This window comes from Bacillus sp. LBA3-1-1.1 (assembly GCF_040676495.1).
Classification (GTDB): Bacteria; Bacillota; Bacilli; order Bacillales; family Bacillaceae_G; genus Bacillus_A; species Bacillus_A nitratireducens.
Genome location: NZ_JBEGIB010000011.1, coordinates 1 through 18,725 on the forward strand (window position 1 = coordinate 1; position 18,725 = coordinate 18,725).

An 18,725-nucleotide genomic window follows, 5' to 3' on the forward strand; every position below is an offset into this window, starting at 1 on the left:
TACTGGTGCTACCGGACCTCGAGGTAACACAGGCGCTACTGGCGCTACCGGACCTAGAGGTAACACAGGCGCTACTGGTGCTACCGGACCTCGAGGTAACACAGGCGCTACTGGCGCTACCGGACCTCGAGGTAACACAGGTGCTACTGGCGCTACCGGACCTCGAGGTAACACAGGTGCCACTGGACCTCAAGGTAACACGGGTGCTACGGGTATAGGAGTTACCGGACCTACTGGACCTACTGGACCTTCTGGTGGGCCTCCTGGACCTACCGGACCTCAAGGTGCTCAAGGTAACACAGGTGCTACTGGCGCTACTGGACCTCAAGGCGCTCAAGGTAACACAGGTGCTACTGGCGCTACTGGACCTCAAGGTGTTCAAGGTAACATGGGTGCTACCGGTGCCACTGGACCTCAAGGACCAACAGGTGCTACGGGTATAGGAGTTACCGGACCTACTGGACCTAGCTTCCCAGTAGCGACAATCGTTGTAACAAACAACATCCAACAAACAGTACTCCAATTTAATAACTTTATTTTTAGTACTGCAATTAACGTAAACAATATTATCTTTAACGGCATAAATACAGTTACTGTTATTAACGCTGGTATTTATGTAATTAGCGTATCTATTTCTACAACTGCGCCAGGATGCGCTCCACTTGGAGTAGGAATTTCAATTAATGGAGCAGTTGCTACTGACAACTTCTCTTCAAATCTCATAGGCGACTCACTTTCATTTACTACAATCGAAACATTAGCTGCCGGAGCAAACATTTCTGTCCAATCTACCCTTAACGAGATTACGGTCCCTGCAACAGGAAACACTAACATTCGTCTTACTGTATTTAGAATCGCTTAAATTTCACCATTTATTGTTTATGACAAATAAAAAAAGAGCGAGAAATTCGCTCTTTTTTTGTTATGTACAATAATTCATTACTACTCTAGTTCAATCGAAACATTTTTTTGTGGTACAAATGTAGAAATTGCATGTTTATAAATAAGCTGTTGCTTACCTTCTGTTTCCAGTAGGACTGTAAAATTATCAAATCCTTTAATTAATCCACGAAGCTGGAAACCATTTAATAAGTACAGCGTAACGAACGTATTCTCTTTCCGGAGTTGATTTAAAAACTGATCTTGAATATTGATTGATTGCTTCATGTCGAATCCTCCTCTTTTTCTCTACTTAAATATTATTCGACTTTAGTTGTAACTTTCCTTCTATGTATCGTAAAATTTCTGACGTTTTTTCACCATCCGTAACATCAAACCATGTGACATCCATTTTATTGCGGAACCATGTTAATTGACGTTTGGCATAACGGCGTGAATTCGTCTTTAATTGTGACACCGCTTCTTCTAAAGAGACACGATTCTCAAAATAACCATATATCTCCTTATACCCAATCGCTTGAATAGATTGACAATCTCGTATCCCTCTATTATACAGCCCTTCTACTTCCTCTAATAAACCTTGTTCCATCATTAAATCCACTCGCAAGTTAATGCGATCGTATAGCATTTCTCGATCCATTGTCAAGCCAATTAATGAAACATCATATAATAACTCGTTTTCTTGTTTTTCAAGTTGATCACTCATTTTTCCGCCCGTCGTGTGGAAGATTTCTAACGCACGAATGACACGTCGCACATTATTTGCATGAATACGCTCCGCGCTTTCTGGATCTACTTCTTGCAATTTTTTATGTACATATTCCACACCACGTTCTAAAGCTAACTTTTCCATTTGTTCTCGGTATATAGTATCACCAGCATCATCCGTAAACTGATAATCAAATAAAACAGATTGTATATACAGACCAGTTCCACCAACGATAATTGGCAATTTACCACGCTCTGTAATCTCTCGAATATACTTACGAACACGTTCTTGAAATTCCGCAACGGAAAATGATTCTTCCGGATCTTTTATATCGACCATATAATGTGGAATTCCATCCATCTCTTCTTTTGTTACCTTTGCAGTACCAATATCCATCGTGCGATAGATCTGCATGGAATCGCCACTTATAATTTCACCGTTCAACGCTTTTGCAAGATCGATACTTAACTTCGTCTTCCCAACAGCAGTGGGTCCAATTATGACAGCAACTTTTTCACGTTGCACTTCTCCCATATCATTCAACTCTCTTTATGTAATGTACTCCATCTATTGATTATACCCAATCTTACCAATTTTAACGACATGATTGCAAGTTCTTTCATTTCGGTAAATGAAATTATAAATAAAAAAAGAACATAGTTTGTCCAATTCTGCATATACATGATAAAAATCGCTCGGAGGGGATGGTTGACTATGAAACAATCCACTATCAATTTTTCAACACTTACAAATGACCTCATTTTGGCTACAGCTACAAAAGAACAAAATTGTTCACAAGACGAATTATACTTCGCCTTAAATTGTTTACTACGTTCTTTTCATTCTACTCTTCAAGAAACAACGTTACATTCAGAAAACACACATACAGAGTATATGCAAACTCAATTTTGCAGCGCATATAAAATTATTACAGGTAAAACAATTTATCCATTTCAATAACCACTCTTTGCAGCGAAATCGTTATTACAAAATGATAAAAAGCGGTTGCTTACATATTTTCAAGCAACCGCTTTTTATATTAATACAAATACACTATTGTATAACTTTCACTTTTACAGACTTACGCCCCCAGCTATTAGCACTACCATCTGAACCAACTAATACATCAATACGGTTTCCTTTAATCGCGCCACCAGTATCTCCAGCAATCGCTTCTCCATAACCTTCTACCCATACTTTTGATCCAAGAGGGATTACTTTTGGATCTACAGCAATTACTTTCATGTTTGGATTCGCTGTTAAATCATGCCCCATTGCAGTTAGTACACGACCACCATATGTACCATTCTCACTTGGATTCGCTGTATATGCTGTCGCTTCTACTGTTATTTCACGCCCACCAGCAGGTGCACTAGTTTCAGTAGATTTCGCAACTGGCTTTGCTTTTTCTACAGGTTTACTTGATTCTACACTCTTAACAGCTTCTTTACTCTTAACTGCCGTATTATTTTTAACCGACGTTTTCACTCTAGCCGGTGCTTCTTCTTGAGTTACCACTTCTTTCTTTTCAATCACAGGTGCCGTTCCTGTTAAAAATGGCACGTGAACATATCCTGTTTTTCCATTATAGTCAAATTGTAACCATTCATTTTGAACTTGATTTGTCGTTTCAATCAAATCATCTTTATTAAGTTTACCAAGGATTTCAGAGTCAGTATTCGCTCCAGCGCGAACATTTAATACGCCCGCCGTGACATAATACTTACTTTTTGTAAATTCAGCATTGACAAAAGCTTCCTTGCCATCTAACTTAATTTTTGTCCATCCGTTTTCTGTATTTATCACATCTAATTTATTCCCATTTAACATTTTACCTACAAGCTTTGACTCTACAGTTGGGTTTTCTCTAACGTTTAATACATCCGTTGTTACAATCGTTTCCGCTTTCGCAGAACCTACAAAAATCCCAAGACCAAAAACTGCTGCTGTTGCTATACCTAATAATTTTTTCATGAATAGCCTCCATTTGCTTTGTTTTCGTATTTTCATTATAGCAACAGATTTTGGTGATTTTTAGAAATCACACAATTACAAAGCATTCGTAATATACAATTAATGAGCTGTAACATAAATTTCCATATTCATAAAGTGCATTTCCAATAAAATCCCCAATAGTTTTCATATATTTTCCACATAGAAGCATGAGAATTTTTTCCAGAAAAAATTACAGTATTACTGTTTTGTTACAAAAAAATCACGTTTCATTACATCTTTTACCAAAATTCATCATTCTCCAACTATTAACCTACTTTTTTGTAATAAAAAAGGAACAACCCCTATTAGCTGTCCCTTTTATCATTTATTTAACTTTCTTTTTCCAAACACCTATCATAACCGCTGAAACAATCGTTCCAATTAATATAGAGAAAATATATAGCAACGGTTTATTTACTAATGCGATAACAAACAACCCACCATGCGGTGCTGGTAATGTAATTTGGAATAACATAGATAACGCACCCGCAATACTTGAACCAACAACACAACTTACAATTACTCGAACTGGATCTGCAGCTGCAAATGGAATCGCACCTTCTGTAATAAACGAAGCTCCCATAATATAATTTGTTAAGCCAGATTTACGTTCCGCTTCTGTAAACTTCGATTTAAAGAATGTTGTTGCGAATGCAATTGCTAATGGCGGTACCATACCACCAGCCATTACAGCAGAGTGCACTCCAAAATTCTTTGCTTCTATTGCAGCAATACCAAATGTAAATGCCGCTTTATTAATTGGGCCACCCATATCAATTGCCATCATGCCACCTAAAATAAGACCTAATAATATAGCATTCGTTCCACTCAAACCATTTAACCATCCTGTTAACATTTCATTTAATGCTACTACAGGTGGGTTTACTACTTTTTGCATAACAACTCCTGTAATTAACAATCCAAAGACTGGATATAACAAAACAGGTTTAATTCCTTCTAACTGTACTGGTAATCCCGAAAACAATCTTTTCAATCCTAAAACAACATATCCAGCTAAGAAACCAGCAATTAATCCACCTAAAAATCCAGCATTCGCTTGCGCTGCTAAAAATCCACCGACAACACCAGGCATAAAACCAGGTCGATCAGCAATAGAACTTGCAATAAATCCAGCTAAAATAGGTACAAGGAATAAAAAGGCTCCTTTTTCTCCACCGCCAATATTCATTAATATTTCAGCAATAGGACCTTCCGCCTTAATTCCACCGAACATAAATGCTAATGCAATTAAGATCCCGCCACCAACAACGAATGGAAGCATATTACTTACACCGCTCATTAAATGCTTATAAATTCCTAATCCTTTTTCTTTCTCTACACTTTCTGTCTTCCCATTCTCTTTTACACCTTTAAAGATCGGTGCATCTTGTTTTACAGCTCGATTAAGAAGTATTTCAGTTTTTCTAATCCCATCAGCGACTGGCACTTGAATGACATGTTTTCCGGCAAAACGGTTCATTTCTACTTGTTTATCTGCCGCAACGATAATCGCAGTCGCGCGTTCAATATCCTCTTTCGTTAAACCATTCTTTATACCTGTTGATCCGTTTGTTTCAACTTTAATCGCAATCCCTAACTCTGTTGCTTTTGCTTTTAAACTATCCGCAGCCATATATGTGTGAGCGATACCAGTCGGACAAGCTGTGACAGCTAATACGTATGGTTCATTCCCTTCTGGCTTTGCCACTTCAACTTCTTCTTCTTTTTCATTCTCTTTTTCATCAAACAAACGAAGAAGTTCCTCTTCATCTTTCGCTTCTAATAGTTGCTTACGAAACCCTTCATCCATTAATAATGTAGATAGACGCGACAACGTTTCTAAATGAGTATTATTCGCCCCTTCACTCGCAGCAATCATAAAGAATAAATGCGCTGACTGTCCGTCAAGTGATTCATAGTTGATACCGCTTACACTTCTACCAAAACAAATCACTGGTTGCTTAACAGCTTTCGTCTTCGCATGAGGTATAGCAATACCTTCACCAATTCCAGTTGTACTTTGTGACTCCCGCTTTAAAATAGCTTCTTTGAATTCATCTTTACTATTTAAACGATTTGCACCGTTTAATTTCTCAACTAATTCATCTATGACAGCTTCTTTATTTGAAGCTGTCAAATTCATAATGACTGTATCCCTTTTTAATAGTTCTGTAATTTTCATATGTTGCTTCCCCCTATCGCTTAGCTACAATTACTTGCGACAATAATTCTTCTACTTTTTCCTTTTCACATAAATCAGCTGAAAATGCTGTTGCACTCCCTGTAGCAATGCCATATTGAAATGCCTTTTCAATATCTTTTGTCTGTTCATATTTACCTACAAATCCTGCAACGAGAGAATCTCCGGCCCCAACCGAATTAATTACAACACCTTTCGGAACAGTTGCTTCATATATACCTTCTGCCGTAAATAATAAAGCTCCATCTCCGGCCATTGATACGATAACATGCTCTACACCTTGTTCAACTAATTTTCTTCCATACGGTAAAATATCTTCTACTGTTGAAATCTCTACTCCAAATAACTCACCAAGTTCATGATGATTAGGCTTTATTAAAAATGGCTTATTTTTAATTACATGCTGCAGTGCACTTCCGCTCGCATCTACTACTACGCGAATACCTTTTTCAGCTCCGAACGCTGCGATTGATTCATAAAAAGTAGTTGAGATAGACGCCGGTACGCTTCCAGCTAGTACAATACAATCTCCCTGCTTCATACTTTCAATTTGTTTCATTAATTGTTCAAATTGCTCATTTGTCACACTAGGACCTTGCCCGTTTAATTCTGTCTCTTCTTGACCTTTTATTTTCACATTAATTCGGGAATCTCCGTCTACTTGAACGAAGTTTGTTGTTACACCTTCCGCCTGTAATACATCTTTAATAAATTGACCAGTAAATCCACCAGTAAATCCAAGCGCTACATTTTCAACACCTAAACGATGAAGAACGCGAGAAACATTAATCCCTTTTCCTCCAGGAAACTTCATATCTTTCTCTGCTCGATTTACTGCGCCTAAATCGAAGGAATTAACTTGTACTACATAATCAATAGATGGGTTTAAAGTAACTGTATAGATCATTGTTTATCAGCCTCAATTACATTGGTTTGTCTTTTATATTTTTCTAAATCAATTTCTAAATGGTTTGTAATAATACTTGCCTCTTCAACATTTGCAATTTTCGCAAACGCAACTTCTGAAAACTTGCTTTCATCAATTAAGAAATATCCTTCGTTTGCTAATGTTAATGCCATTTGTTTTAAGAGTGCCTCTTCTGGATCTGGAGTTGTAAAACCAAGCTGTTCATGTACACCATTCGCTCCTAAAAAACATTTATCAAAGCGATACTTCTGCATACTTTCCTGTGCCATAACACCAATTAAAGCTTTCGTCCTACTCTTCATCATCCCGCCTAGTAAATACGCACGAATATTATTTTCAACTAAAGCTTCAATATGCATAAGTCCATTCGTAACGACTGTAACGTCTTTATTTATTAAAAATGGAATCATTTCAAATGTTGTACTTCCTGCATCTAAATAAATACAATCACCTTGTTCAACAATGCTAGCGGCATAGTTAGCAATTCGTTGTTTTATTTGAATGTTTTTGGATGATTTTTCAACCATCGTTGGCTCTTGTCCTTTTCCTGTTAAAACAGCGGCACCACCATGAACTCTTTTTAATAACCTTTGCTTTTCCAATTGTGCTAAATCACGACGAATTGTTGATTCAGAGCTTTCTGTTCTTTCCACTAATTGTTGTAATTTAACAACCTTCTGCTCTTTTACAAGTTGCAATATCATTTGATGACGTTCAGGAGTTAACATTTTATTCACCTCTTCTTTGATTACAGTATAATGAAAACGATCACAAAAATCAACCATAAACATTCATAAATAATCAAAAACAATCACAAGCAGTTATAAACAACAAAAAGAAACCCATTTGATATAACAATCAAATGGGTTTCTTTGCTCGATTCACTTATAAAGAAGCTTTATATATATTTAGAACATCGTCTTTATTTAATTTTTTAAAGTTACCAAATTCACCATAAGCCATCGCTTTATCCGCCATTAAATCAATTTCATTTTCCCCAATAGCATAATCAGCTAATGTTACTGGCGCTTCAATCGAAGTCCAAAATTGACGTAACGCCTTAATTCCTTCTAATGCAACCTCTTTATCTGTCTTCCCATCTGTTTCTACATCGAATACACGAATAGCGAACTGTTTAAAGCGGCTTACATTCTCATCTACAACATGCTTCATCCAGCTCGGGAATAAAATCGCAAGGCCACCTCCATGTGGTATATCATGAACAGCAGAAACTGCATGTTCAATATTATGAGTTGCCCAATCTCCTTTTACTCCCATCGCTAAAATGCCGTTTAACGCCATAGTACCGCAATATAAAATGGTTTCTCTATGATCATAATTTTCTAGATCATTTAAAAGCTTAGGCGCTGTTTCAATTACTGTTTTTAAAACAGATTCACAATAACGATCTTGTAATTCTGTATTTGTTCCATGATGGAAATATTGCTCTAATACATGTGACATAATATCTACCATACCGTAAATTGTCTGATTTTTCGGTACAGATGCAGTATGAACTGGATCTAAAATCGAAAACTGCGGGAAAGTAACCGGGCTACCCCAGCCATATTTTTCATTCGTTTCCCAGTTTGTAATTACAGAACCAGCATTCATTTCAGATCCTGTTGCCGCAAGCGTAAGCACAGTACCAAATGGTAATGCCTCACTAGCAAATGCTTTTTTCGTTACAATATCCCACACATCTCCATCGTACTTACTACCAGCTGCAATTGCTTTCGTACAGTCAATTACACTTCCCCCACCAACTGCTAAAATAAATTCAACACCATTATCTTTACAAATTTGAATCCCTTTCTTTACAGTTGATACACGCGGATTCGGTTCAACACCTGTCAATTCAAATACTTCCGCATTTATATCTTTTAAAATAGAAATTACATTATCATAAATACCATTTCCTTTTATGCTGCCTCCTCCATATACGAGAAGAACCTTTTTACCGAACTGTGGAATTTCAGCTTTTAACTGTTCTAATTGACCTTTACCAAAAATAAGTTTCGTTGGATTACGAAATACAAAATTTTGCATATTCCTTTACCATCCCTTCTATATGAAAAGCAACTATACTTTTGTATAACATATTTTTTTCATTTCACAAAAATATTTGCTTAACAAAAAAAATCCCAGCCTACAGGCTGAGATTTTTTTATTGGTAATAAGGTGAGATCATTAAGTAAACAATAACACCAGATAAACTTACATATAACCAAATTGGCATCGTCCAACGTACAATTTTACGGTGACGTGTTAATTGATTTGTAAAACCAAATACAAGTGCAAACAATGCAAGTGGTACAATAATTGCTGCCAGGATAATATGTGTAATTAAAATAATGAAATACACATATTTAATGAACCCTTCTCCGCCAAAATGTGTTGCTGGCGCTAAGTAATGGTACGATAAATAAGACACACAAAATAGTAAAGTCGTTGTAAATGCTGCCAGGATGAAACCACGATGCATTTTTACATTCTTTTTAATAATAGAGAATAACGCTGCTAATAAGAATACGAACGTAAAGCTATTAAAAATTGCATTTAACATTGGTAAAATTGTTACATCAAAATGTACTTCTCCTTCATAGCCAACAGGTCCAAAGAACAAAAATAAAATAATCGCATTTACAATTACAGAAAGCGTTATCACAATAGGAGCATAGCTTTTCTGATTAGTTGATTGATCCACCAAAATGGTCACTCCTCTTCCTTCAAATATGTATACGTAACCTCACTATTTTAACATATTATTCACAGTGTAAATGTGACAATAGTTTGACACAGTAAGACAGAGCAAAGAAAAAAATCCTTCTTAATAAAACTTCTTAAGAAGGATTTTATCGCTTTATTATTTAAATAGCAATGTAATTAGTTTTTGTTGAAAAACGTATTGCTATATGCTTGAAAAATTTCAGACACTTGATATCCCATTAAAGAAATTGCTGTTAATGAAAAAAAACCAATCATAAGAAATCGAAACCACATATAAATCTCCTCCTTGTATTTAGCCTATAAAGCAGTTGCTATATTACAAGTTGAGTGGCACTCTTCATCGTCACTTTCCTTCTTCTTTACAATTGCTGTTATAAATCGAATCATAAAGAAAATAACAAAAGGAAATTGTTCGTAATTTACCTTGGCATAGTTCAGCAGCGGCTCGCGCTGCACATCGAACGGAGATGAGAAGGAATAGAACATACCTTGTTCTTCCATATATACAATTACAATTTTCATACAAAATACTATTCCTAGAAACGAAACAATATCTTGCCATTCTGTCGTATATAACAAGTTATACAGCTCTAATACGTACTCTTCCATCATCATCCCCCCTTCCTTTTTTACCATTTTGCTCGCCTTCGTATAAAAAGTCAAGAAAAAAGTTTATATTCACTATGACAATAGTAATTACTCTTTTCTTTACTTATATATGAATCTTTTCTAGCAATGATTGGATATACCTTTCTTCGAAAACAAAAAATTAGAATTGAACGGGTTCTTTATCCTCACTTTTAGGATTCAAAACCGAACTATTTTTATTTCTATTAAAAATAAAATAAGAAACTATAATAAGAACAGTAACAAGCATCGTTAAAAGTGCTTGTGAACGTAAAGATTCAATTGCAACCATTGCAACTAAAACTGCTATAATAGCGGCAATTGTAACATACGTTACATACGGGAAAAGCCACATTTTCACTTTCAAATTTTGTTGTTCTACTTTCCCCATTTTTTTACGTATCTTTAAATGTGAAACTGCTATAACGAGATAAACTAGTAACGCAATCCCACCAGATGCATTCACTAAAAATAAAAAGACTTTATCTGGAGATATGTAACTAAAAACAACTCCAATATAAGCAAAGAACGTTCCAAATAAAACTGCCCGAACTGGAACACCACTACTGTTCAATTTTAAAAATGCCTTTGGAGCATCTCCTCTTTCTGCCATCGAAAAAAGCATTCTTGAGTTTGTATATAAACCTGAATTCAAGCAAGAAAGTACCGCTGTTAAAACGATAAAATTCATAATTTGTGCTGCCGCTGGTATTCCTATATGTTCAAGTACCGCTACAAACGGACTTTTTAATATGTTTGCTGAATTCCATGGAAGAAGTGTAACAACTACAGCGATAGATCCAATAAAAAATACGAGAATACGCCAAATTACACTATTTGTTGCTGTTTTTACTGCTTTTACAGGTTCGGCAGATTCACCAGCCGCTACTGCAACAATCTCTGATCCCATAAATGAAAATATAACGACGGTGATTCCAAGCAGCACCGAACTTATACCATTTGGCATAAATCCCCCTTGCCCTACTAAATTTGAAGTGCCAGGTGCTTCCGTTCCTGGTACAAATCCTAAAATCACAGCAAGACCAAGGCATAGGAACAAAACAATACTAATTACTTTAATAAATGAAAACCAATATTCAAACTCTCCAAATGATTTCACTGAAAAAACATTCGTCAACGTTAATAAAATTGTTAATAGTAAGCTTAATAACCATAGTGGGATTTGTGGAATCCAGTATTGAATGATACCAGCCCCTGCTGTAGCTTCTATTGCAATAACAATTACCCAGAAGAACCAATATAGCCACCCAATTGTATAACCCGCCCAGGGGCCGATTGCTTCTCGTGCATATGTTGCAAACGAACCACTTGTCGGATTAATAGCTGCCATTTCCCCCAACATTCTCATAACGAAAATAACTAGAAGTCCTGCTAATGCATATGAAACGATAGAACCTGGCCCTGCTGAATGCACAACCGCACCACTTCCGACAAACAAACCAGCTCCTATTACACCGCCAATTGAGATCATTGTAATGTGGCGTATTTTGAGATCTTTCTTAAGATTTTTATCCAACTCTTGTACATCCCCTTCCAAACTTGATTTTGAAATTTATGTAAGAGTATTATGCGAAAAATCTTGTCCTACACTTTAAAATATATCAAAATATTCTGAATTTAACAATTACAATGCAAGCTCCTACAGAAATTATTACATTAGGTTTAATAATTTTCCATACAAAATTGTTGAGAAAATTATAGATCTAGATAACTTTTTGTATAGATTATATTTCGATACTATTTCCACTCAAAAAACAACAATAGATCCCTTTACAACCTATTGTTGTTTTTATTTATGCAAATTAATTTATCGCATTCACATCTAAAGTCTCAAGAAATTCTTTTCCATCTCTTAAATAACTATTCACAAGACTTAAAAGCAACTTCCCACCAACCAACATCGCACGTTCATCAAAATCGAATTGAGGATGATGATGTGGATATGTGGCTCCTATTTCTTCATTACCCGAACCTGTGAAGAAAAATGCTCCTGGTACATGTTCTAAGTAGTATGCAAAATCCTCTCCCCCCATAATCGGTGGTACTTCAATGACCTTTTCTCTTCCAATATCTCGTTTCGCAATCTCCATAAAATGACTCGTTTCATCTAAATGATTTATTAATATCGGATAGCCGCGTTTATATTGAATATTAACTTCAGCATGAAGAGATTGACAAATCCCCTCAACAACTCTTTTAAATTCCTTCTCCATAAATTCTCTCACTTCAGGATCCATCGTCCGAATTGTCCCTGTAAATATAGCAGTATCCGCAATAATATTATCTGCTTGACCAGCATGGAATGTACCAACTGTTAAAACTGCTGATTGAAGTGGATCGACTTTTCTACTCACTAAAAGTTGCAACTGATTAATAACTTGTGTTGCAACGATAATGGCATCTACAGTATGATGCGGCATACCTCCGTGACCGCCTCGCCCTTGAATCTTTACTTCAAAAGTATCAGCTGCCGCCATCATTGCTCCCGCTTTCGCACCAACAATTCCTACAGGCATTTGAGAAGATAAATGTGTGCCAAAAACAACATCTACTCCTTCTAAACAACCATCCTCAATCATAGCAATTGCTCCGCCAGGCTCTTTCTCTTCTGCATGTTGATGAATAAGGACTATTTTTCCTGAAAGTTGGTCTCTGTTATCACTTAATATTTTTGCAACTCCTAAAAGTGTTGCTGTATGTCCATCATGGCCACAAGCGTGCATTACGCCAGGAACCTTTGATTTATATGAAACTTTCTTTTCATCTTGAATAGGTAGTGCATCAAAATCAGCACGTAGCGCTATCGTCTTCCCAGGTCTTCCGCCTTCAATTACGCCGATTACCCCTCTTCCCCCAACATCTGTTTTCACATCAATATGAAAACTTTTTAAGATTTCAGCTATTTTTTTCGGTGTTTCTATTTCTTGAAACGATAGCTCTGGGTATTGATGAAAATCTCTTCGCCACGAAACCATTTGGTTATATATACTTTCCAATTCTTTATGCCATGTTTCTATCATAGAAATTCCCCTTTCTTTTTTAACACTTTAAATAAAAGTTACATAATATTCTGTATTTAATCAATAAAAAAGAAAACTTTCTCTGAAAGTCCTCTTACTATTCTAGTAATAGTCTAGTTACTATTTTGCTTCAACACAAATACTGAAAGCTCAGGTACACTCCAAAATCTAACAGGCATTCGTGTTGTCCCAATACCACGATTTACGTATAAATGTAATAGCTTACTCTTCCCTTCTAACTCATACATACCCTCAACATAGCTCTCAGCTAATTTTGTAGTAATTAAAGGACCTACAAAAGGAATCTGAACTTGTCCTCCGTGACTATGTCCTGACATTTGAAAATCGACTGGATAACGAGATACTTTATCTACAACATCCGGCTCATGTATTAATAGCATATTGAAATTTTGTTGTCTTAAGCTTTTTAAAGTCGAGTCTATTTGTGGCTTCCCTAATAAAAAATCATCCAAACCTGATATTGTAATATACTTGCCGTTTTCCGCTTTAATTTTCTGCACTTCATTTACTAACACAGAAAAACCAGCTTCCTCCATATACTTTTTGTAAAATAAACTACCGCCCCCACCTCTATCATGATTCCCAAACACAGCATATTTTCCTAGGGGAGCTTTAATTTTCTGCAAAATAACTTTTGCTTCTTCTCTTTCCGCACTATAGGATCCAAACTTATCTATTAAATCTCCTGTAAAAACTACTATATCTGGATGTAATTCATTCATCTTCTCCACCAAATTTTCTAGTTGTTTCAATGTAAAATCTGGTCCTAAATGTACATCTGAGAACTGCAATATTTTTTTATTATTAAACTCTTTAGGAATTGTAGGAGCTTCTATTTCATTCCACGTAACTGTTACTAGTCTTCTTTCTATTTCTGTCGCATAGAAGTACAAACTTATTGGTATCATTACTATACTTATGAAACTAATAATACATATCTTTACCATTGATTTTTTCCGTTCTTTTTTTACATGATGCGTATTCATGTTTTCACCTCTAAAATCACTTTAAATCCTTATTGTTACATTAATGTGACAACATGAACAATGTTCGTTATATCCAATTTTACCTTCACTCACTTTGACAAATTTATACAGAAGTCATAACATATTTTTATAATACATAGATTCTTTAAAATGTTCCTTCTATTCATTCCATCATTCTATTAAGGAGAGGTTATTCATGTCTGTATTTACACCAGAAGAAATTACGGAACTTGCTGCTAATTCTGGAAGAAAAACAGCTCATTTATCATTGCTCCCTATGCTAATTCTCGGTTTTTTTGGTGGTGCTTTCATAGCATTAGGATATTTACTTGATATCCATGTTATCGGAACAATGCCAAAATCTTGGGGATCATTTACTAGTTTTCTAGGTGCTGCCGTATTCCCTATCGGTCTTATACTCGTTATCCTTGCAGGCGGTGAATTAGTAACTGGCAATATGATGACCGTTTCAATGGCGTGGCTTCACAAAAAAATCGACTTATTTCACTTCATACGAAATTTAGTTATTGTTACGTTTAGCAACTTCATAGGTGCTGTATTCGTCGCTTATTTTTTCGGTCACATCGTCGGCTTAACGGAGGGAGCTTTTTTAGCAAAAACAGTTTCTATTGCACAAGCTAAACTACAAGATACACCACTGCAAGCCTTCATTTCTGCAATCGGGTGTAATTGGCTCGTTTGTTTAGCTGTTTGGCTCAGTATGGGAAGTAAAGAATTTATCGGAAAGATTGTCGGTATTTGGTTCCCTGTTATGACTTTTGTTGCGATTGGATTTCAACACGTTGTAGCCAATATGTTTGTCATCCCAGCTGCAATTTTTTCTGGTCATTTAACTTGGGTTGAATATTTTCCAAACTTCATTTTTGTTTTCTTCGGAAACTTAGTAGGGGGCATGTTATTTGTAGCATTACCTTATTTCCTATCTTATAATAAGAAACTACCTTCCAATAAAGAGCAAACTGCATTAAAGAAAAAGTCTGTATCCGCTTAAATTGAATGTCTATAAAGTGGTTCTAAAAAATATTACAAATTTCATTTTTTTTGCGAATATATGTACGTACACTTGTTCTCGAATGTTTTATACGTTATAATAACAACTTAAATAGCATTATTTACATATGAGGTGAAAAACATGAATAAAACAGAATTAATTAAAAACGTAGCACAAAATGCTGAGATTTCTCAAAAAGAAGCTACTGTAGTTGTACAAACTGTAGTAGAATCAATCACTAACGCTTTAGCTGCTGGTGAAAAAGTACAACTTATCGGATTCGGTACATTCGAAGTTCGTGAAAGAGCTGCTCGTACAGGCCGTAACCCACAAACTGGTGAAGAAATGCAAATCGCAGCTTCTAAAGTACCTGCTTTCAAAGCTGGTAAAGAACTAAAAGAAGCTGTAAAATAATGAAAAAATAGCCTTCTCGTTTACGAGAGGGCTATTTTTTTCATTATATAATTAATAAAAATCTGACCATTATGCTGTTTCTTTTGTTCCTTTATGCAAATAAAACCTTTACTTTCAAAGAAAGGTTTTGCTGTAATACTCGCCTCTGTATATATCTCCCTATGCCCCAAGTTTACTGCTTCTTTTTCTAACTTCTGTAGTATGTAGGAAGCTATCCTTTTCCCTTGATAATCTTTATGTGTAAATAAACGATCTACGTAATGCTCATCATTATAATCCCCAAATCCCACTATCACACCGTTATAATCCGCTACATAACTAATATTCTTCTCTAAAGACTTTAACCAGCTTTCTCTCTCTAGTTGATTTGTTGCCCATGCCTGTAGCTGTAACACGTTATAATCTTTTGCATTAATTGTATGAACTGTTTCATAGAATAACTGTAATACTTGTTCTAAATCCTCTTTATGGAATGTTCTAATGATCATATCTTTTAACATATATGAACCTCCTTACTAAACTATCATTTAACTTTTCTACCATCTAGTATTCAATATTTCTGCTTTATTATATCTTTTTTCTTTCTATATAAACAAAAAACAATACTTATTTCAAAGTATTGTTTTTTTGTTTAAAAGCATATGCAATTACTCTATAGATTTTTATTTTTTTAATTTCACTCTTTGCAGTCGTAATGCATTTAATACAACGGATACAGAACTAAATGCCATCGCCGCTCCTGCAACCCAAGGTGCTAAGAAACCTAATGCTGCAATTGGGATCCCTAAGCCGTTATAAGCTAACGCCCAGAATAGGTTTTGCTTAATATTTCTAATCGTCATTTTACTCATAAAAATTGCATCGGCAATACTATTTAAATCACCACGGATTAACGTAATATCCGCTGCTTCCATCGCTACATCCGTTCCTGTTCCAATTGCCATACCAATGTCTGCTGTAGCAAGAGCAGGAGCATCATTTATTCCATCCCCAACCATCGCTACTTTCTTACCTTTTGCTTGAAGTTTTTTCACTTCTTCTGCTTTTCCTTCTGGTAATACTTCTGCAATTACATGATCAATACCAACTTGCTTAGCGATTGCCTGAGCAGTTTGTGTATTATCTCCTGTAATCATAACAACGTCTAGACCCATTTTCTTAAGTCTTGCGATAGCTGCTTTTGAAGTATCTTTTACAGTATCTGCAACGGCTACTATACCAGCATATTCTTTATCTATCGCAATAAGCATTGCTGTTTTTCCTTCTCGTTCTAGCTCTTCCATCGATTTAGAAACTTCTTCAATATCAATATCGAATTTCTTCATTAATCGACGTGTACCAATTAATAATTGTTTCCCTTCTACAACTGATTCGATACCGAATCCTGGAATCGCTTCAAACGTTTCTGAACTTGGGATATCAATTTTCTTTTCTTTAATTCCTTCTACAATCGCTTCTGCAAGTGGATGTTCAGAATTTTTTTCTGCCGCACCTACTAAACGTAGTATTTCTTCTTCATGGAATCCATCTGCTACAATTACATCTGTTAAAACAGGCTTCCCGTTTGTCACAGTACCTGTTTTATCTAGAATAACTGTATCTAATCGGTGCGTTGCTTCTAAATGCTCTCCACCTTTAAATAAAATACCATACTCAGCTGATCTTCCTGATCCAGCCATAATAGATGTAGGTGTCGCAAGACCTAATGCACATGGACAAGCGATAACAAGTACGGCTATCATTTTCTCAAGTGCTCCGCCAAAATCACCAGGTGTAACAAATAGCATCCACACTGCAAATGTGATAATAGCAATCACAACTACAACCGGTACGAAAATACCTGAAATTTGATCTGCTACCCTTTGAATAGGAGCTTTTGAACCTTGCGCCTCTTCTACTACTTTAATAATTTGAGCTAATGCCGTATCTCTTCCTACCTTAGTTGCTTTCACTTTTAAAAAGCCATTTTTATTTATTGTAGAACCGATTACTACATCCCCAATTGTTTTATCAACCGGAATACTCTCGCCCGTTAACATCGATTCATCTATTGCTGACTTTCCTTCTACAATTTCCCCATCTACCGGGATTTTTTCCCCTGGTTTCACATAAACGATATCACCAGCTACCACTTCTTCGATTAAAATCTTTATTTCTGTTCCATCTCGTACAACAGTAGCGGTTTTCGCCTGTAATCCCATTAATTTTTTAATCGCTTCTGACGAGCGTCCTTTTGCTTTCGCCTCAAATAATTTACCTAAAATAATTAACGTAATAAGTACTGCGCTCGTTTCAAAATACAAGTCTGTCATATGTTCCGAAGAACCAATTGATTGAATGCTTAAATACACACTGTAGAAATATGCCGCAGACGTTCCAAGTGCCACGAGAACATCCATATTGGCGCTTTTATTACGTAATGCTTTATAAGCCCCAACATAAAACTGCCCACCAATGATAAACTGAACTGGAGTTGCAAGAGCTAGCTGCACCCAAGGATTCATAAGCATATCAGGTAAATAAATAAACGATGTAAATGAGAAGTGACTTACCATTGCCCACAATAACGGGAATGATAAAATAAACGAAATGATAAACTTCTTCTTTTGTCGCTCAATTTCTTGTAAGCGATGATCAGTTGATCCATCTTTCTCATCTGATTTCACTTCCAATTTATATCCTAATTTCGTAATTGCACTCTTCATTTCATTTACATTAATTTCATCAGGATTAAAATCTACTGTAGCCGATTCCAAAGCGAAATTTACTGTCGCTCCGTTCACACCTTCTAACTTATTTAAACGCTTTTCTACTCTATTCGCACATGCTGCGCATGTCATCCCTGAAACAGTAAATTCAGCTTTATCACTTACAATTCCATATCCTAACGATTCAACTTTTTCCTTAAATTGTTGTGGATTTGTTTTTTGGGGATCATACATTATTTTTGTTTTTTCAAGTGCAAAATTTACATTTGCATCGTGAACACCTTCTACTTTTTTCAGGCCTTTTTCAATTTTATTCGCACATGCCGCACATGTCATTCCTGATATTTGAAGATTGGCCTCTTTTTGCTCATTCATGTCTCTCACCTCTATATACCCTTATGAGGTATAATTATTAGCAAAATAAATCGTACTTCCTATAAAGTACGATTTATTT

Annotated in this window: 18 protein-coding genes; 4 read left to right on the forward strand and 14 right to left on the reverse strand. The window is 35.8% G+C overall.

The genetic code is table 11. The annotated features are described in order from the left end of the window. On the forward strand, positions 1 to 862 hold an 862-nt coding region (locus MRBLBA3_RS10470), incomplete at its 5' end, for a Gly-Xaa-Xaa repeat protein (RefSeq protein ID WP_363381147.1). A gap of 80 nt (positions 863 to 942) precedes the next feature. Here the strand turns inward: MRBLBA3_RS10470 and hfq are convergent. Together hfq and miaA are read right to left on the reverse strand one after the other, a co-directional pair. Continuing rightward, the gene (gene hfq / locus MRBLBA3_RS10475; protein ID WP_000813896.1) at positions 943 to 1,167 is read right to left on the reverse strand and encodes an RNA chaperone Hfq; all 225 of its coding nucleotides are present in this window, start codon (positions 1,165 to 1,167) and stop codon (positions 943 to 945) included. A 25-nt stretch (positions 1,168 to 1,192) separates the two neighbouring features. Beyond that, positions 1,193 to 2,143, reverse strand: coding sequence for a tRNA (adenosine(37)-N6)-dimethylallyltransferase MiaA (gene miaA, locus MRBLBA3_RS10480; RefSeq protein ID WP_363381150.1), 951 nt, complete (start codon positions 2,141 to 2,143; stop codon positions 1,193 to 1,195). Between the two features lie 180 nt (positions 2,144 to 2,323). Here miaA and MRBLBA3_RS10485 point away from each other — a divergent pair, with 180 nt between their 5' ends. After that, positions 2,324 to 2,569, forward strand: coding sequence for a hypothetical protein (locus MRBLBA3_RS10485; RefSeq protein ID WP_071771467.1), 246 nt, complete (start codon positions 2,324 to 2,326; stop codon positions 2,567 to 2,569). A gap of 93 nt (positions 2,570 to 2,662) precedes the next feature. Here MRBLBA3_RS10485 and entD read toward each other — a convergent pair whose 3' ends face one another. From entD to MRBLBA3_RS10535, 10 genes are all read right to left on the reverse strand, one after another. After that, positions 2,663 to 3,583 (reverse strand): cell wall-binding protein EntD, encoded by a 921-nt coding sequence (gene entD / locus MRBLBA3_RS10490; protein WP_212087742.1) that lies wholly within the window; start codon positions 3,581 to 3,583, stop codon positions 2,663 to 2,665. A 346-nt stretch (positions 3,584 to 3,929) separates the two neighbouring features. Further along, positions 3,930 to 5,786, reverse strand: coding sequence for a PTS fructose transporter subunit IIABC (locus MRBLBA3_RS10495; RefSeq protein WP_363381155.1), 1,857 nt, complete (start codon positions 5,784 to 5,786; stop codon positions 3,930 to 3,932). 13 nt (positions 5,787 to 5,799) lie between these two features. Then, on the reverse strand, positions 5,800 to 6,711 hold the full coding sequence (pfkB, locus tag MRBLBA3_RS10500) for a 1-phosphofructokinase (protein ID WP_363381158.1): 912 nt from the start codon (positions 6,709 to 6,711) through the stop codon (positions 5,800 to 5,802). Then, entirely contained in the window at positions 6,708 to 7,460 is a 753-nt protein-coding gene (locus MRBLBA3_RS10505) for a DeoR/GlpR family DNA-binding transcription regulator (protein ID WP_328024367.1), read from the reverse strand. Before MRBLBA3_RS10505 ends, pfkB begins: the two co-directional genes overlap by 4 nt. Positions 7,461 to 7,617: 157 nt before the next feature. Then, positions 7,618 to 8,781: an iron-containing alcohol dehydrogenase gene (locus tag MRBLBA3_RS10510; protein WP_363381161.1), complete on the reverse strand. Its 1,164-nt coding sequence runs from the start codon at positions 8,779 to 8,781 to the stop codon at positions 7,618 to 7,620. A gap of 118 nt (positions 8,782 to 8,899) precedes the next feature. After that, on the reverse strand, positions 8,900 to 9,442 hold the full coding sequence (locus MRBLBA3_RS10515) for a DUF420 domain-containing protein (RefSeq protein ID WP_000228315.1): 543 nt from the start codon (positions 9,440 to 9,442) through the stop codon (positions 8,900 to 8,902). A 317-nt stretch (positions 9,443 to 9,759) separates the two neighbouring features. Beyond that, the gene (locus MRBLBA3_RS10520) at positions 9,760 to 10,098 is read right to left on the reverse strand and encodes a hypothetical protein (protein WP_002076883.1); all 339 of its coding nucleotides are present in this window, start codon (positions 10,096 to 10,098) and stop codon (positions 9,760 to 9,762) included. Between the two features lie 133 nt (positions 10,099 to 10,231). Beyond that, positions 10,232 to 11,626 (reverse strand): GABA permease, encoded by a 1,395-nt coding sequence (gene gabP, locus MRBLBA3_RS10525; RefSeq protein ID WP_000360105.1) that lies wholly within the window; start codon positions 11,624 to 11,626, stop codon positions 10,232 to 10,234. Positions 11,627 to 11,912: 286 nt separating this feature from the next. Beyond that, positions 11,913 to 13,130: a M20 metallopeptidase family protein gene (locus MRBLBA3_RS10530; protein ID WP_212087752.1), complete on the reverse strand. Its 1,218-nt coding sequence runs from the start codon at positions 13,128 to 13,130 to the stop codon at positions 11,913 to 11,915. Positions 13,131 to 13,243: 113 nt separating this feature from the next. Beyond that, on the reverse strand, positions 13,244 to 14,137 hold the full coding sequence (locus MRBLBA3_RS10535) for a metallophosphoesterase (RefSeq protein ID WP_363381166.1): 894 nt from the start codon (positions 14,135 to 14,137) through the stop codon (positions 13,244 to 13,246). A 196-nt stretch (positions 14,138 to 14,333) separates the two neighbouring features. On the opposite strand from MRBLBA3_RS10535, the gene MRBLBA3_RS10540 reads away from it, so the two are divergent. Both MRBLBA3_RS10540 and MRBLBA3_RS10545 read left to right on the forward strand, forming a co-directional pair. Further along, entirely contained in the window at positions 14,334 to 15,149 is an 816-nt protein-coding gene (locus MRBLBA3_RS10540; protein WP_363381169.1) for a formate/nitrite transporter family protein, read from the forward strand. Positions 15,150 to 15,290: 141 nt separating this feature from the next. Further along, entirely contained in the window at positions 15,291 to 15,563 is a 273-nt protein-coding gene (locus MRBLBA3_RS10545; RefSeq protein ID WP_001043903.1) for an HU family DNA-binding protein, read from the forward strand. Between the two features lie 20 nt (positions 15,564 to 15,583). On the opposite strand, the gene MRBLBA3_RS10550 is transcribed toward MRBLBA3_RS10545, so the two are convergent. Both MRBLBA3_RS10550 and MRBLBA3_RS10555 read right to left on the reverse strand, forming a co-directional pair. Beyond that, positions 15,584 to 16,063 carry a GNAT family N-acetyltransferase gene (locus MRBLBA3_RS10550; RefSeq protein WP_363381173.1) on the reverse strand — a complete coding sequence of 160 codons (480 nt, stop codon included), beginning with the start codon at positions 16,061 to 16,063 and terminating at the stop codon, positions 15,584 to 15,586. Positions 16,064 to 16,225: 162 nt separating this feature from the next. Further along, positions 16,226 to 18,646, reverse strand: coding sequence for a heavy metal translocating P-type ATPase (locus MRBLBA3_RS10555; RefSeq protein WP_363381176.1), 2,421 nt, complete (start codon positions 18,644 to 18,646; stop codon positions 16,226 to 16,228). Positions 18,647 to 18,725 lie beyond the last annotated feature (79 nt).